The 13,891-nt window shown below is 71.6% G+C and carries 13 protein-coding genes; 11 read left to right on the top strand and 2 right to left on the bottom strand.

The window, feature by feature from the left end:
• Positions 1 to 108 precede the first annotated feature (108 nt).
• The 7 genes from egtB (at position 109) to ABZS37_RS26505 (ending at position 4,975) form a co-directional block, all read left to right on the top strand.
• Complete coding sequence (egtB, locus tag ABZS37_RS26535; RefSeq protein WP_355173352.1) at positions 109 to 1,443, top strand: ergothioneine biosynthesis protein EgtB; 1,335 nt, start codon at positions 109 to 111, stop codon at positions 1,441 to 1,443.
• 40 nt (positions 1,444 to 1,483) lie between these two features.
• Positions 1,484 to 2,275, top strand: coding sequence for an ergothioneine biosynthesis protein EgtC (gene egtC / locus ABZS37_RS26530; protein ID WP_355173240.1), 792 nt, complete (start codon positions 1,484 to 1,486; stop codon positions 2,273 to 2,275).
• A 4-nt stretch (positions 2,276 to 2,279) separates the two neighbouring features.
• On the top strand, positions 2,280 to 3,245 hold the full coding sequence (gene egtD, locus ABZS37_RS26525) for an L-histidine N(alpha)-methyltransferase (RefSeq protein WP_355173238.1): 966 nt from the start codon (positions 2,280 to 2,282) through the stop codon (positions 3,243 to 3,245).
• A gap of 217 nt (positions 3,246 to 3,462) precedes the next feature.
• Positions 3,463 to 4,050, top strand: coding sequence for a TMEM165/GDT1 family protein (locus ABZS37_RS26520; RefSeq protein ID WP_355173350.1), 588 nt, complete (start codon positions 3,463 to 3,465; stop codon positions 4,048 to 4,050).
• Between the two features lie 39 nt (positions 4,051 to 4,089).
• Positions 4,090 to 4,452: a DUF1622 domain-containing protein gene (locus tag ABZS37_RS26515; protein ID WP_355173236.1), complete on the top strand. Its 363-nt coding sequence runs from the start codon at positions 4,090 to 4,092 to the stop codon at positions 4,450 to 4,452.
• Positions 4,449 to 4,781 (top strand): hypothetical protein, encoded by a 333-nt coding sequence (locus ABZS37_RS26510; protein ID WP_355173234.1) that lies wholly within the window; start codon positions 4,449 to 4,451, stop codon positions 4,779 to 4,781. The genes ABZS37_RS26515 and ABZS37_RS26510 overlap by 4 nt, the downstream gene beginning before the upstream one ends.
• A complete protein-coding gene (locus tag ABZS37_RS26505; RefSeq protein ID WP_355173232.1) occupies positions 4,778 to 4,975 on the top strand; it encodes a hypothetical protein in 198 nt (65 codons plus the stop codon). Before ABZS37_RS26510 ends, ABZS37_RS26505 begins: the two co-directional genes overlap by 4 nt.
• A 54-nt stretch (positions 4,976 to 5,029) precedes the next feature.
• Here the strand turns inward: ABZS37_RS26505 and nhaA are convergent, their stop codons facing one another.
• Positions 5,030 to 6,394: a Na+/H+ antiporter NhaA gene (gene nhaA / locus ABZS37_RS26500; protein ID WP_355173230.1), complete on the bottom strand. Its 1,365-nt coding sequence runs from the start codon at positions 6,392 to 6,394 to the stop codon at positions 5,030 to 5,032.
• 336 nt (positions 6,395 to 6,730) lie between these two features.
• On the opposite strand from nhaA, the gene ABZS37_RS26495 reads away from it, so the two are divergent.
• Positions 6,731 to 8,194, top strand: a complete 1,464-nt coding sequence (locus ABZS37_RS26495; protein ID WP_355173228.1) for a polysaccharide biosynthesis tyrosine autokinase — start codon at positions 6,731 to 6,733, stop codon at positions 8,192 to 8,194.
• On the opposite strand, the gene ABZS37_RS26490 is transcribed toward ABZS37_RS26495, so the two are convergent.
• Positions 8,175 to 8,729 carry a low molecular weight phosphatase family protein gene (locus ABZS37_RS26490; protein ID WP_355173226.1) on the bottom strand — a complete coding sequence of 185 codons (555 nt, stop codon included), beginning with the start codon at positions 8,727 to 8,729 and terminating at the stop codon, positions 8,175 to 8,177. The genes ABZS37_RS26495 and ABZS37_RS26490 overlap by 20 nt on opposite strands.
• Before the next feature lie 168 nt (positions 8,730 to 8,897).
• Here ABZS37_RS26490 and ABZS37_RS26485 point away from each other — a divergent pair, with 168 nt between their 5' ends.
• The 3 genes from ABZS37_RS26485 (at position 8,898) to ABZS37_RS26475 (ending at position 12,676) form a co-directional block, all read left to right on the top strand.
• On the top strand, positions 8,898 to 10,145 hold the full coding sequence (locus tag ABZS37_RS26485) for a glycosyltransferase family 4 protein (protein WP_355173224.1): 1,248 nt from the start codon (positions 8,898 to 8,900) through the stop codon (positions 10,143 to 10,145).
• 100 nt (positions 10,146 to 10,245) lie between these two features.
• Positions 10,246 to 12,030 (top strand): DUF4012 domain-containing protein, encoded by a 1,785-nt coding sequence (locus ABZS37_RS26480; protein WP_355173222.1) that lies wholly within the window; start codon positions 10,246 to 10,248, stop codon positions 12,028 to 12,030.
• A 13-nt stretch (positions 12,031 to 12,043) separates the two neighbouring features.
• Positions 12,044 to 12,676, top strand: a complete 633-nt coding sequence (locus tag ABZS37_RS26475) for a hypothetical protein (RefSeq protein WP_355173220.1) — start codon at positions 12,044 to 12,046, stop codon at positions 12,674 to 12,676.
• Positions 12,677 to 13,891: the final 1,215 nt, after the last annotated feature.

Raw genomic sequence — 13,891 nt, 5'->3', positions numbered from 1 at the left:
TGAGCCGGGGTTGCGAGCCCCGCAGTCGCGAGCGAAGGCGGTTCGGTGAGTGCGAGGAGTGAGCCGGGGTTGCGAGCCCCGCAGTCGCGAACGGAAGGTGGCGCGGTGATCGGGAGCGGGACGGAGCACGTTGACGGGGAGCGACTGCGCGCCCGGATCGCGGTGGAGTTGGCACGCGCCCGCTCCCGCACCACGCTGCTGACCGAGGTGGTCGACGACGCCGACCTGATGCGTCAGCACTCACCGCTGATGTCGCCGCTCGTCTGGGACCTCGCCCATGTGGGCAACCAGGAGGAGCTCTGGCTGGTCCGCGACGTCGGGGGCCGCGAGCCGGTCCGGTGCGACATCGACGAGTTGTACGACGCGTTCAAGCAGCCGCGCCGGGACCGCCCGGCGCTGCCCCTGCTACCGCCCGCCGAGGCGCGCGCCTACCTGGACACCGTCCGGGACAAGGTGCACGACCTGCTCGACGGGGTGGCCTTCACCGAGCGGCCGTTGGTCGCCGACGGGTTCGCCTTCGGCATGATCGTGCAGCACGAGCAGCAGCACGACGAGACCATGCTCGCCACCCACCAACTGCGCTCCGGGCCGGCGGTGCTGCACGCCCCGCTGCCGCCGGAGCCGTCGGCCCGGGTCGGCGGGGAGGTGCTGGTCCCGGCCGGTGAGTTCACCATGGGCACCGACACCGACCCGTGGGCCCTGGACAACGAACGCCCCGCGCACCGCGTCGACCTCCCGGCGTACGTCATCGACGCCGCCCCGGTCACCAACGGCCAGTACGCAGCCTTCATCGCCGACGGCGGCTACACCGATCAGCGCTGGTGGAGCCCGGCCGGCTGGGCACACCGGCTTCGGGAGCAGCTCAGCGCGCCGATGCACTGGCGCCGTGACGGCGACGACTGGTCATGTCAGCGCTTCGGCCGGTGGAGCCGGGTCCGCGCCGACGAGCCGGTGGTGCACGTGTGCTGGTACGAGGCACAGGCGTACGCGGCGTGGGCCGGCAAGCGGCTGCCGACCGAGGCGGAGTGGGAGAAGGCGGCCCGTTGGGACCCGGCAACCGGGAGGTCCCGCCGCTATCCCTGGGGCGACGACGACCCGACCGAGGCACACGCCAACCTCGACCAACGCCACCTGCGGCCGGCGCCGGTCGGCGCGTACCCGGGGGGTGTCTCGCCCTTGGGTGTGCACCAGCTCATCGGTGACGTCTGGGAATGGACGTCGACCACGTTCAACGGGCATCCCGGCTTCACCGCGTTCCCCTACCGCGAATACTCGGAGGTCTTCTTCGGCGACGACTACCGGGTGCTGCGCGGTGGCTCGTTCGGCACAGACCGTTCGGCCTGCCGGGGCACCTTCCGCAACTGGGACTATCCGATCCGCCGGCAGATCTTCAGCGGTTTCCGCTGCGCGCGTGACGCCCGACCGGACGAGTCGCACCGGTGAGCCGCAGCGCGACCGGCGGCCGGGTACGCGAGGTGCGCTGATGTGTCGGCATGTGGCCTACCTGGGGCCGCCGGTCACCCTGGCCGAGGTTCTGTTCGATCCGCCGCACTCGCTGGTGCGGCAGTCCTGGGCGCCTCGCGACATGCGCGGCGGCGGCACCATCAACGCCGATGGGTTCGGCGTCGGCTGGTACCCGGGCGAGGGCGAGCCGGTGCGCTACCGACGGGCGCAGCCGATCTGGAGCGACCCGACCATCGCCCAGCTCGCGACGGTGACCCGCACCGGCGCGGTGCTCGCGGCGGTGCGCTCGGCCACCGTCGGGATGGCGGTGCTCGACGGCGCCGCCGCGCCGTTCGCCGAGGGGCGGTGGCTGTTCAGCCACAACGGGGTGGTGCGCGGCTGGCCGGACGCCGTGGTGCCGCTCGCCGCCGGCCTGCCGGTGCGTGACCTGCTCACCCTGGACGCCGCCACCGACTCGGCGTTGCTCTGGGCGCTGGTGCGGCACCGGCTGCGCGCTGGCGAGGACCCGGCCGAGGCGGTCGGGCGGACGGTGGCCGATGTCGCCGCGGCCGCCCCCGGGTCGCGGCTCAACCTGCTGCTCACCGACGGGCGCCGGGCGGTGGCCAGCGTGGCCGGGCACGCGTTGTCGGTCCGCGAGACGCCGGGCTCGGTGGTGCTCGCCTCCGAGCCGCACGACGACGATCCCGGGTGGCGGGCGGTGCCCGAGGGGCATCTGGTCGTCGCCACGGCGGGCGAGGTGCGGGTACGTCCACTGCCGGGCCGGAGCGCCACACCGGTCGGGCACGCAACGGTTGATCGAGCTGAGAGGTGAACCGATGACCGCGGAACCGCTGGAGATCTACCTCGAAGAGCACGACCTGGAGCGCGGCCTGCGCGACGATGTCCGGGCGGGTCTGAGCGCCGGGCAGAAGTGGCTGCCGCCGAAGTGGTTCTACGACGCCCGGGGCAGCGAGCTGTTCGAGGAGATCACCCGCCTTCCGGAGTACTACCCGACCCGGGCCGAGCGGGTGGTGCTGGCCGAGCGCGCCCCCGACATCGCGGCGCTGACCAGGGCCAAGACCTTGATCGAGCTGGGCTCCGGCTCGTCGGAGAAGACTCGGCTGCTGCTGGACGCCTTCACCCGTCGTGGTGGGCTGGGCACGTTCGTCCCGCTCGACGTGTCGGTCAGCGCGCTGCTCGGGTCCACCGCCCAGATCGCCGCCGACTACCCGAGCCTGCGGGTCCGGGGCATCGTGGGTGACTTCACCCGGCAACTGGACCGGCTGCCCACCGGCGGCCGACGGCTGGTGGTGTTCCTCGGCGGCACCATCGGCAACCTGATGCCCGCCGAGCGGGCCGAGTTCCTGACGGCGATGCGGGCCGCGCTGGAGGTTGGCGATTGGCTGCTGCTCGGCACCGACCTGGTGAAGGACCCGTCGGTGATCGTGCCCGCGTACGACGACGCCGCCGGGGTGACCGCCGAGTTCAACCGCAATGTGCTGCACGTGATCAATCGGGAGCTGGGCGCTGATTTCGACCCTGCGGCGTTCGAGCATGTCGCCCTCTGGGACCCGACGCACGAGTGGGTCGAGATGCGGTTGCGGGCGACCCGGCCGATGCGGGTGCGTGTGCTGGACATGATCGTGGACTTCGCGGCGGGGGAGGAACTGCGCACGGAGGTCTCGGCGAAGTTCCGCCCGGAGGTGATCGCCGCGGAGTTGGGCGCGGCGGGCTTCGCGACGACGGAATTCTGGACCGACCCGGACGGGCTCTTCGGGGTCACGCTGGCGCGGGCACGGTGAGCCTGTTCACCCACCCCGAAGTGACCTTCCGGTGATCGGATAGGCTGATCGCGCGAAGGGGAGTAGCCCCCAATGTCGTGGTCGACATACTGGTGCGTTTCGCATCCGGCCACGCGGCCCCGGTTTCTCAGGGGCGGGCGAGACCTTCGACTCAGGCTGTTGCAGCCGGGTCGAGGGCGTCCCTGTACCTCCTCCCGGTGTGAGCGGGAAGGACGTCATGGAGGGATTTTTCGTCGCGCTGGTCGTCAGCTTCGGCGTCATCTTCGTCGCCGAGCTGGGGGACAAGTCCCAGCTGATGGCGCTGACCTTCGCCACGCGGTTCAAGCCGATCCCGGTGTTGATCGGCATCACGGTCGCCACGGCGGTGGTGCACCTGGCGTCGGTCGCCATCGGCGTGGGTCTCGGGGCGGTGTTGCCGACCGAGTGGATCTCCCTGGTGGCCGGCGTGGCTTTCCTCGGCTTCGGCGCGTGGACGCTGCGCGGGGACAAGCTCACCGAAGAGGAGAAGCGCAAGGCGGAGAAGACCAGCAAGACCGCGATCGTGGCGGTGTCGGTGGCGTTCTTCCTGGCCGAGTTGGGCGACAAGACGATGCTCGCCACGATCACGCTCGCCACCAAGTACGGCTGGTTCGGCACCTGGCTCGGCTCCACTCTCGGAATGGTGGCCGCGGACGCGCTGGCCATCCTGGTCGGCCGGATGCTCGGTCGCCGGCTGCCGGAGAAGGCCATCAAGTACGGCGCTGCGATCCTCTTCGCCATCTCTGGTCTCTGGCTGATCCTGGAGGCGGTGAACGAGCTGACCTGAGTGCCGACTAGCTGCCCCGAGGGCGGGTAACGGCCCGAGGTGGGGCCGGCCGAGCTGTTGCGCCACGGTGACCAGGTGTTGGTTGCCGTGGTGGAGGTGGCCGGCGCACTGGTGATCTTCGTCGGCGCGGTCTGGGCGGCGGTGCGGTTCGTGGTCGAAGGGCTGCGACATCGCACCGCCGCCGTTTTCACTCCGATCCGGCTCTCGCTGGGCCGGTTTCTGACCCTCGGCCTCGAATTCCAGTTGGCGGCCGACGTGCTGCGGACCGCGGTGTCCCCGTCGTTCGACCAGATCGGCCAACTGGCCGCCATCGCCACGATCCGGACGGCGTTGAACTACTTCCTGGGCCGGGAGATCCGTCAGGAGCAGCGGCAGGTCGCCGAGGGAGAGCGTCGGACGTGATGGAAGCCCTGGTCACGGCGGTAACAACGCTGGCCCTGGTCACCGGTGTGGTCATCGTGCTCAGCACCGGGGCACTCCGGAGCGCCGTCCGGGTGCTGCTGGACCTGCTGACCGCGGCGGGCCTGCTCCGCCTCGCCGGCGACCCGGGCTGGAACGGCCTGGCCGGGGCGGTGGCGATCATCGCCCTGCGTCAACTGCTCGGGGCCGCACTGAGCGCCCCACCCCCGTGGTCCGGGCGACAATCCCCGGCGTCCTGCGCCGGGGACGACCACCACCTACCGTTGGCGGTGAGAGGCGAAACCGGGGAAAGCGGGAGGATAACCACATGAGGCGGCACGACGAACCGAACGAGTACGGCTTCGCCGGCGAAGGCACCGCTCCGGAGCCGCCGCCCGCGGACAAGCCTGACGAGCAGGATCGCGCCGAAGCGGTGGCGGTGCCGGGCGACGATCTCACCGCGCCGACGGCCGAGGCGCTGGTCGAGGAGACCGAGGACCTGCCGCCCGCCGAGCGTCGCCACTGATCGGAGGCCCACGGCGCGGCCCGGGGAGGAGCGCGACCAACGCGCCGACCCCGCTCAGCGGTCGGCTGGCCGCTGGTAGACGTCGGGCACGCCGTCGCCGTCCTCGTCCAGCCGTTCCCGCTCCGCCACCCGGCGGTACGCCGCGTTACGGCGCACGAGCACCGTGGCTGCCAGCCCGGCGGAGATCACCGACCCGAGCAGCACGGCTGCCTTGACCCGGTCGTCGGCCGTGCTGCCGGCGCCGAAGGCCAGGTCGCCGATGAGCAGCGACACGGTGAACCCGACGCCGGCCAGCAGGGCGATCCCGAGCAGGTCCGACCAGGTGATGTCCTCGTCCAGTTCGGCGCGGGTGAACCGGGCCAGCAGGTACGTCGAGCCGAAGATGCCGATGCTCTTGCCGAGCACCAGGCCGCCGACGATCGCGATCACCACCGGGTCGGTCAGCAGGGCGCCCAGGTCGGTGCCGCGCAGGGTGACCCCGGCGGCGAACAGGGCGAAGATCGGCACCGCGAGGCCGGCCGACACGGGCCGCCAACGGTGCTCCAGGTGCGCGGCGAGCCCGCCCTCGTCCGCCCCCGTACCGCTCACGGCCGGCTGGCCGTCACCCGCCGCCCGGCGGCGGGCCAGCACCGGGACCGTGAAGCCGAGCAGGACGCCGGCGACCGTGGCGTGCACACCCGAGGCGTGCACCAGGGCCCAGGCGGTGATCGCGAGTGGGATCAGCGCCCACCACCAGCTACGCCCGCGCTGCACCAGCAGCGCGAAGAGCCCGATCGGGGCCAGCGCGGCGAGCAGCGGAACGGGATGGAAGTCGGCGGTGTAGAAGACCGCGATGATGGTGATCGCGAACAGGTCGTCGACCACGGCGAGGGTGAGCAGGAAGGCGCGCAGGCCCTGGGGCAGGTGCGAGCTGACCACCGCGAGCACGGCCAGCGCGAAGGCGATGTCGGTGGCGGTCGGGATGGCCCAGCCGCGCAGCCCTTCGCCGCTCGCGCTCAGGACGACCGCCACGTAGATCAGCGCCGGCATCAGCATCCCGCCGAGGGCGGCCACCACGGGCAGCGCGGCCCTGCGCGGGTCGCGTAGTTCACCGGCGACGAACTCCCGCTTGAGCTCCAGGCCCACCACGAAGAAGAAGATGGCCAGCAGGCCGTCCGCCGCCCACGTGGCCACGTCCAGGTCGAGGTGCCACGGCGCGCCGCCGGGCCAGGGCACCCAGCCGCCGAGCCGGGTGTACGAGTCGGACCAGGGGGAGTTGGCCCAGATCAGCGCGGTCACGGCACCGAGCAGCAGCAGCGCGCCACCGACGGTCTCGGTGCGCAGCACGTCGGCCAGGTGTCGGGCCTCGGGCCAGGAAGATCGGGAGAACAGGCGAACCTTCGGCCGGCGCTGCTCGGATGGCGGGGTGCGGGGGGTCATGTGCGGGGCTCACCTCGGGAAACAGGACGGCAGGAATCCACTTGCCGACCAGACTTCCCGGCACACCGCTGCCGACCCTATCCGGCTCCGCCGTCGGCAGCGACCGCAGGGCCGATGGGGCACCCTCCGGTCCTTCTGGACTTATTACCGCTCTCGCCGCTGCCGAATCGACGTTTGTCGGGTTGGTCATGCGAGTGCACATCTCGCCGCCGGAAAATACATAACTCCGGACATAAGCCGTATGAGCGGCTTTAATAGTTTCACGAGTTTAGAGACGACCTTGGGGGTTTTCGTGAAGTTCTTTGGCGTAACCGGATCGACACGGAGGCGCTCCTGATGGACCTGCTCCGCCAATTGCGCCACGTGCGTCGGCACTGGTGGGTCGCGCTGGTCACGGTCATGGTGGCCCTGGGCGTCTCGGCGTTCCTGACCGTACGGGCCCAACCCCGGTACGTCGCCTCGGTGACCTTCTTCGTTACCACCCCCAACTCGGGCGTCAGCGACGCCTACCAGGGTGGTCTCTTCCTTCAGCAGCGCGTCAAGTCGTACGCCGACCTGCTCAGCAGCGACCGGCTGGCGCAGAGCGTGGTGGCCGAGACCCCGATGGGCCTCACCGCGGACGAGGTGCAGCGCCGGGTGAGCACGTCCACCGAGACCGGCACCGTTCTGCTGCGGGCGTCGGTCACCGACACCGACCAGACCCGGGCGTTGCGGGTGACGGAGACCCTCGCCGCGAAGTTCGTCGAACTCGTGCAGAGGGTCGAGACACCACCCGAGGGCAAGACGCCGATCAAGATCGAAGTAGTCAGTGGCCCACGGGTGAGCGCCAGCCCCGTCTCGCCGCAGCCGGTCCGCAACCTCACCCTCGGTGGCCTGGTCGGTCTGCTCCTCGGTGTCGGTCTGGCCATCCTGCGCGGCGTCGCCGACGTTCGGCTACGCGACGCCGCAGGCCTGCAACGGGTCACCGGCAGCCCACTGCTCGGTGAGATTCCGTTCGAGGCCAACGCCCGCACCGCTCCACTGATCGTGGGCGACGCCGCGACCTCGGCGCGCGCCGAGGCGGTTCGCAAGCTGCGTACCAACCTGCGCTTCGTGGATGTCCACGAGCCGGCCCGGGTCATCGCCGTGACCAGCGCCCTGCAGGGCGAGGGCAAGACGACACTCTCCTGCAACCTGGCCATCGCGCTGGCCGAGGCGGGTTGGCGGGTGCTGTTGGTCGACGCGGACCTGCGCCGCCCGAAGGTCGACGACTACCTGGGCCTGGACGCGGGTGTCGGCCTCACCGACGTGCTGGTCGGCGACGTGCAGGTCGGCGACGTCGTGCAGCGCTGGGGGGACAAGTCGCTGCTGGTGCTGCCCAGCGGCTCCGCCCCCCCGAATCCGAGCGAGCTGCTCGGTTCCAAGGCGATGTCGGACCTGCTGCTGTCGCTGCGCGAGTCGGCGGACATCGTCATCATCGACACCGCGCCGCTGCTCGCGGTGACCGACGGCGTGGTCGTGGCCGTGCAGGCCGACGGTGCGCTGCTGGTGACCCAGCAGGGTCGTACCTCGCGGACCCAGGTGGCCGCGGCGGCCCGCGCACTGCACTCGGTCTCGGTCCGGCTGCTCGGCTGCGTGCTCAACATGGCCAAGGTCGCCAAGGCCGAGGCGTACCAGTACGAGGCCTACCGGGTGGTCACCTCGACGCCGAAGGCGTCGGTGCCGACCGACCGGGCCACGTCCGGTCGGCACAGCGACACCACCACCGGGGTCAACGGCGTCGCCGACCACACCCAGGAGCTCACCCGGCTGCCCCGATGAGCGCGGCGAGGGGTCGCAGCGACCGTTCGATCTCCTCGGCGCAGCGTCGGAAGTCGGCGGCGGTGCCGCCGATCGGGTCCCGAAGGTCGTCCGCGTCCGGGGCGGCGGGTTGCAGCCGGCCCCGGGCCTGGGCGGCGGCGGCGATCGCCGCCCGCAGCGGGTCGTCGGCCGACCCGGCGGGCGGCTCGGCCGCCGCGGCGAGCCGGCCGAACTGGTGCAGCGTGAACGTCCGGTGCAGCGCTCCCGGCGCCAGCGCGGTGCAGACCGAGCGCTGGCGTCGGGTCGCGGTCAGCACGAGCGTCGCGTCGACCAGGTGCTCGGGGCGCAGCTCCCGGGTCCGGAACGCCGCCGGGTCCGCGCCGCTCTCGGTGACGACCTCCATGGCGTACGGGTGCATGGTCATCCCGTCGATCGCGTCGGTGCCGGCGCTCGCCACGGTGACGGGCCGGTCGGCCAGCAGCCGGCGGGCCAGGTACTCGGCCATCGGCGACCGGCACAGGTTGGCGTGGCAGACGAACAACACGCGATCAGCCATCGGTGCCCCTCTCATCGGTGCGGACACGGGTGCCCGCACCGCGGGGGCGGTGCGTCGACGCCGGTGGCCGCGCAGGGAGGGGTTGTCGGAATCGTACGCGGGCCGGACGCCCGCCGGTCATGGTGCCGCGCCGGCCGACGCCGATCCGTGCTGGACGGGGGCGAACAGGTGAGGATCGGCATCCTGTCGTACCACTTTCCGCCCGAGCCGGCGTTCATCCCCGGGAGCCTTGCCGAGGAGTTGGCCGCGCGTGGGCACGAGGTCCGGGTGCTGACCGGATTTCCGGACTACCCGGGCGGGCACGTCTATCCCGGCTGGCGGCAGCGTTGGCACCACGAGACGCACAGCGAACGGCTGACCGTCCGGCGGGTGCCCCGGTACCTCGGAGATGCCGGGTCCACCCGAGCCCGGATGGCCAGCTACCTCTCCTTCGCCGGCAGCGCGACGCTGACCGCGCGCCGGTTCCTTGGCGACGTGGACGCGCTCTACGTCTTTCAACTGCCGGCCACGACGTTTGCCGCCGCCGGGGTGCTCCGGCTGCTCGGGCAGGTGCCGGCGGTGCTGCACGTGCAGGACGTCTGGACCCGTGACGGCGCCGAGGAGGCGGGCGAGGGGCGCTGGGCGGCGCGGATGGGCAGCGCGATGACCCGGATCTACCGGGCCGCGGCGCGGATCGCGGTCGCGGCGCCGTCGATGCGGGATCTGGTGGTCGCCGCCGGCGCTGACCCGGCCCGGGTACGGCTGGTGCTGAATTGGACCGACGAGCGGATCTTCCACCCGGCGACGCCCAGCGCGGCCGCCCGGCAGTTGGTCCGCCGGGATGGTCGGTGCGTGGTGATGCACGCCGGGACCATCGGCGCGCGGCAGGGGCTGGAGACCGCGGTCCGGGCGGCCGCGGCGCTGGACCGGACGATGGATCTGGTCCTGGTCGGCTCCGGAGCGGCGGAGCGGCGGGTGCGGGGGCTCGCCGCCGAGTTGGGTGCGGACAACGTCCGCTTCCTGGAGCGCCGGTCGCCGGTCGACATGCCCGAGCTGTATGCCGCCGCCGACTACCAGCTGGTCATGTTGCGTGACCTTCCGGAGCTGCGCGGGATGGTGCCGGGCAAGCTCCAGGCCGCGCTCTCCTGCGCCGCGCCGGTGGTCGCCTCAGCCGGTGGGGACACGGCCGAGCTGGTCGAACGGGCCAGGGCAGGACTGTCCTGCCCGCCGGAGGACTGGGCGACGCTGGCCGACCGGTTCTGGCTGGCCGCCACCATCCCCCCGCCGACACGCGCCGAAATGGGTCGCCGGGGGCGGGAGGCGTACCTGCGGGAGATGTCGCTGCCAGCCGGGGTGGACCGGATCGAGCGGCTGCTGCATGAAGCGGCGGGACGTGTCCCTGAGGCCGTCGCCGACCCGCGAGAAAACCTCGCGTAACGGACGAGAAATGCCATAACGGTACGAGCTTCGTTGGTACGTGTGAGGAACGTCAGGGATATCGAACCTTCTGTCCGATTCCCGGAAACAGGAGTGTGGTGTGACGGAAAGCGAACGGCCGACCCGGCGGCGAAGCCGGTCCCGGCGCCGTCGGCGTGCCCGACTGCGACGGGCACTCCTCGGTGCCCTGGTGGTCGGCTCGCTGCTGCTGGCGACCGGCGGGTGGATCGGCTTCCGTGGCTGGCAGGCGCGTGCTCACCTGCTCAACGCCGCTGGCCTGGCCCGGGAATTGAGCGCCCAGGTGGTCGGTGGGGACACCGACCGTGCCCTGCGGACCCTCGCCGCCCTTCAGGAGCAGTCCGGCGCGGCCCGGGCCGCGACCGCGGACCCTGGCTGGCGGCTCGCTCGGCGTACCCCGATCGCCGGCGACGACGCCGACGCGGTCCGACGGATCGCCGTGGCCATCGACGAACTGGCCCGACAGGCGTTTCCGGCCCTGCTGCGGACGGACCTGACCAGCCTCGTGCCCACCGAGGGTCGGCTGGACCTGGCCCGGCTCACCGCTGTCTCCGCCGAGCTGACCCGGGTGCACGAGTCGGTGCAGCGTACGCGCCGGGACCTGGCGGAAGTGCCGGCCGACAACCTGGTCAGCCAGATCCGGCAGGCGCTGACCGACCTGCGTGGCGAGATCGACCGACTGGCCAGCCTCACCACCGCCGCCGACCAGGGAGCCCGCCTGCTGCCGCCGCTGCTCGGCGCGAACGGCCCGCGACGATACCTGCTGGTCTCGCAGAACCTCGCCGAGCTGCGCGCCACCGGCGGCATGTTCGGCGCGTACGCGATGATCGAGGCCGAGAACGGCAAGGTGAAGATGGGCAAGCAGGGCAGCAGTGCCTCGCTCGGCCGGTTCACCCCGGCGCTGAAGCTGCCCGCCGAGACCCGCGCACTCTGGACCGACCTGCCCGGCATCTATCCCGCCGACGTCAATCTGTCCCCGCACTTCCCGACCGCCGCCGCGTTGTACCGCGAGATGTTCCGCCGCAAGACGGGCACCACGGTCGACGGCGTGCTCGCCGTCGACCCGGTGGTGCTGTCCTACCTGCTCAAGGCGACCGGCCCGGTGATGGTGCCCGGTGGTGTCCCGCTGGCCAGCGAGAAGGTCGTGCAAACCCTGCTCAACGACAGCTATCAGCGGCTGAACATCACGCAGCAGGACGAGTTCTTCGCGGCGTCGGCCGCTGCGGTCTTCGACGCCTTCTTCAAGAAGAATGTCAACCCGAAGGTGTTGTTGTCCGCATTTGACCGTGCTATCACTGAACGCCGGATATTGTTCTGGAGTGCCCGATCTGAGGAACAACGGACATTCGGCGACAGCCGGATGGCCGGGACGCTTCCGGAAAAGGACACCGTGCCGACGGTCGGCGTGTTCCTCAACGACGGCAGCGGCGCGAAGCTCGGCTACTACCTGCGGCCGACGGCGAACCTGACGGTGGGCGAATGCCAGCCCGACGGCCGCCGTGAGCTCCGGCTGCGGGTGACTCTGCGCTCGACGGCGCCGAAGTCCGGTCTCAGTGAGTCGGTCCTCGGCCTCGGCATGGCGGGGGACCCGTACACCATGCGCACTTTGGTGTCGATCTTCAGCCCGGCGGGCGGGAGTGTGCTTGACGCTCGTCTCGACGGCACGGAGATCGCAATGGGCAGCGGTACCGAACGTCGCCGCCAGGTCGCCACGGTCAACGTCGAGGCGAGCCCGGGCGCCGAACGGACGTTGGAGGTCGCCCTGTTGACCGCCAAGACCGGCGTCGGACAGGCCGAGCTGTGGCTGACCCCCACCGCCAGCCCTTGGACCACCCAAGTTCATTCCGCACCAAGCTGTGACCAGTAGGAGGGAACCAACTATGCGGCTATCCCGCATCATCATGGCGCTCACGGTCGGCCTGGCCGTGGTGGCCGTGCCGACCGCGGCGGGGGCGGCACAGCCGCAGCCGCAGCCGTCGCCGACGATCACGGACACGCCTCAGCCACCGCCATACGTGCCAGCGCCCCCGTTGCTGACCGTCAACCGGCCGACGATCTTCCTGGGCGAGACGGTCATTCTGACCGGCACCAACTTCGGTCCGACCGAGACCGTCGACATCGTCGTGACGGTCACACCGCTGGCAGCCCCGGCTGCCGGCCAGGCGCCGGCCCGCCGCAGCGACGGCAGCACCGTGGCCATGGCCCCCGTGGCCTACCAGGCGAGCGCGCCCCCGAGCTTCACGGCGTACACCGACGCCCAGGGTCGCTTCACCAAGAGCTACAAGCCGTCGGTGACGGGTCTGCTGACCTTCACCGCCACGGGCCGGGAGTCCGGCCGGACCGCCAGCACGGAGCTGCGGGTGCTGCACAAGAAGCAGCCCCTGCCCGTCACGGGTGACAGCCTCGGCACGCCCATGAAGCTCGGTGGTGGCCTGGTCGGCGCCGGCGCGATCATGCTGCTGCTGACCCTGGCCTGGCGTCGCCGCCAGCGCCTCGGCGGTGCTGCGCACTAACCCGCACCACACCGGGCAGCGCCCGGATCGCACGGAAGCTGGCGCCCGTCGGAGCACTCCGACGGGCGCCAGCCCGTTTTGAACGATGTCGGCCCTCCAGGACCATCTCCCTCAAGACCTCCCGCAGCCACCAAGCCGCACATCCAGGCGGCAATGGATCGCCCACGCGCCCCGGTGACCCGGTGACCCGGGCCCCCGGTGACCCGGGGCTCGCGGTGGTTCGGGGCTCGCGGTGGTTCGGGGCTCGCGGTGGCCCGGTGACCCGGGGCTCGCGGTGGTTCGGGGCTCGCGGTGGCCCGGTGGCCCGGGGCTCGCGGTGGTTCGGGGCTCGCGGTGGCCCGGTGGCCCGGGGCTCGCGGTGGTTCGAGGCCCCGGTGGTCAGTGCCCCCGGTGGCTTCGGGCCTCCTGGGTGGGTCAGTGCCCCGGTGGCTCGGGCCTCTCCCGGCGGGTCACGCCCCCTGGTGGGTCAGGCGCAGCCTGGTGGGTAGGCCCCACCCCGGGTGGGCCAGACCCCAGCGCGACCTTTGTCCACTTTTGTTCGCTACGGCGAGGGCGGCGGGTTCAAAATCGACTCGACATCGCCGACATGGGGGTATCAAGCGCCGCGGATACCCCCATGTCGGCGATATTGAGTCGATCATCTCCGGTCGGGGCGGTTTGAAGGTCCAGCCCCGCAGACGCCTGGGTGACTTGTCCGAATCGGGGTGGTCGGGTTGTGACCGGTCGCACCCGTGGCCTGGAATCATGGCCGGCCCGGGGTCGTTACATACCCTGACGATCGCAGCACCACGGCCCGCCACCCCGCGCCTCGGGGTTGGAGCGCCGACCCCTCGGGGTTGGAATGCCGCTCCCCGGGCTTGGAGGCCGACCTCTCCGGGTTGGAGCGCCGGACCCCCGGGGTTGGAATGCTTGGCCCCGCCCGGTCGTTGCAGCCACCTACGAAACGACCGCCCGGTCACCGCTTCCCTGCGGGTGCCGATGGATGGGCCACCCCCGGAATGACCCCGGCCCCCCGGTCGTTACACCTGGACCCGGCGCCACGAGCCCTCCGCCCGTAGGCCGCCGACCCCGGCGCCACGTGCCACCCCGGCCGTAGGCGCCGACCCCCCCCAAGACTTTTCCCTGATTTTTGATGCGCCCGGACGAGGTGCTCACACCCCGCACGCCGGTTCCCCCTTTTGTGGCGGCTGGGTGTCCTTACCCCCGAAGGAGCTA

The organism is Micromonospora sp. NPDC005413, assembly GCF_040606435.1.
Taxonomy (GTDB): Bacteria; Actinomycetota; Actinomycetes; order Mycobacteriales; family Micromonosporaceae; genus Micromonospora.
Note: the sequence above shows the minus strand (reverse complement) of the source record. Positions and strands in the feature narration are given on the sequence as shown.

Bases quoted from the DNA above. Each gene is read 5' to 3' on its own strand.
- egtC (WP_355173240.1), top strand. From the start codon at position 1,484: ATGTGTCGGCATGTGGCCTACCTGGGGCCGCCGGTCACCCTGGCCGAG.
- egtD (WP_355173238.1), top strand. From the start codon at position 2,280: ATGACCGCGGAACCGCTGGAGATCTACCTCGAAGAGCACGACCTGGAG.
- ABZS37_RS26520 (WP_355173350.1), top strand. From the start codon at position 3,463: ATGGAGGGATTTTTCGTCGCGCTGGTCGTCAGCTTCGGCGTCATCTTC.
- ABZS37_RS26505 (WP_355173232.1), top strand. From the start codon at position 4,778: ATGAGGCGGCACGACGAACCGAACGAGTACGGCTTCGCCGGCGAAGGC.
- nhaA (WP_355173230.1), bottom strand. From the start codon at position 6,394: ATGACCCCCCGCACCCCGCCATCCGAGCAGCGCCGGCCGAAGGTTCGC.
- ABZS37_RS26495 (WP_355173228.1), top strand. From the start codon at position 6,731: ATGGACCTGCTCCGCCAATTGCGCCACGTGCGTCGGCACTGGTGGGTC.
- ABZS37_RS26490 (WP_355173226.1), bottom strand. From the start codon at position 8,729: ATGGCTGATCGCGTGTTGTTCGTCTGCCACGCCAACCTGTGCCGGTCG.
- ABZS37_RS26475 (WP_355173220.1), top strand. From the start codon at position 12,044: ATGCGGCTATCCCGCATCATCATGGCGCTCACGGTCGGCCTGGCCGTG.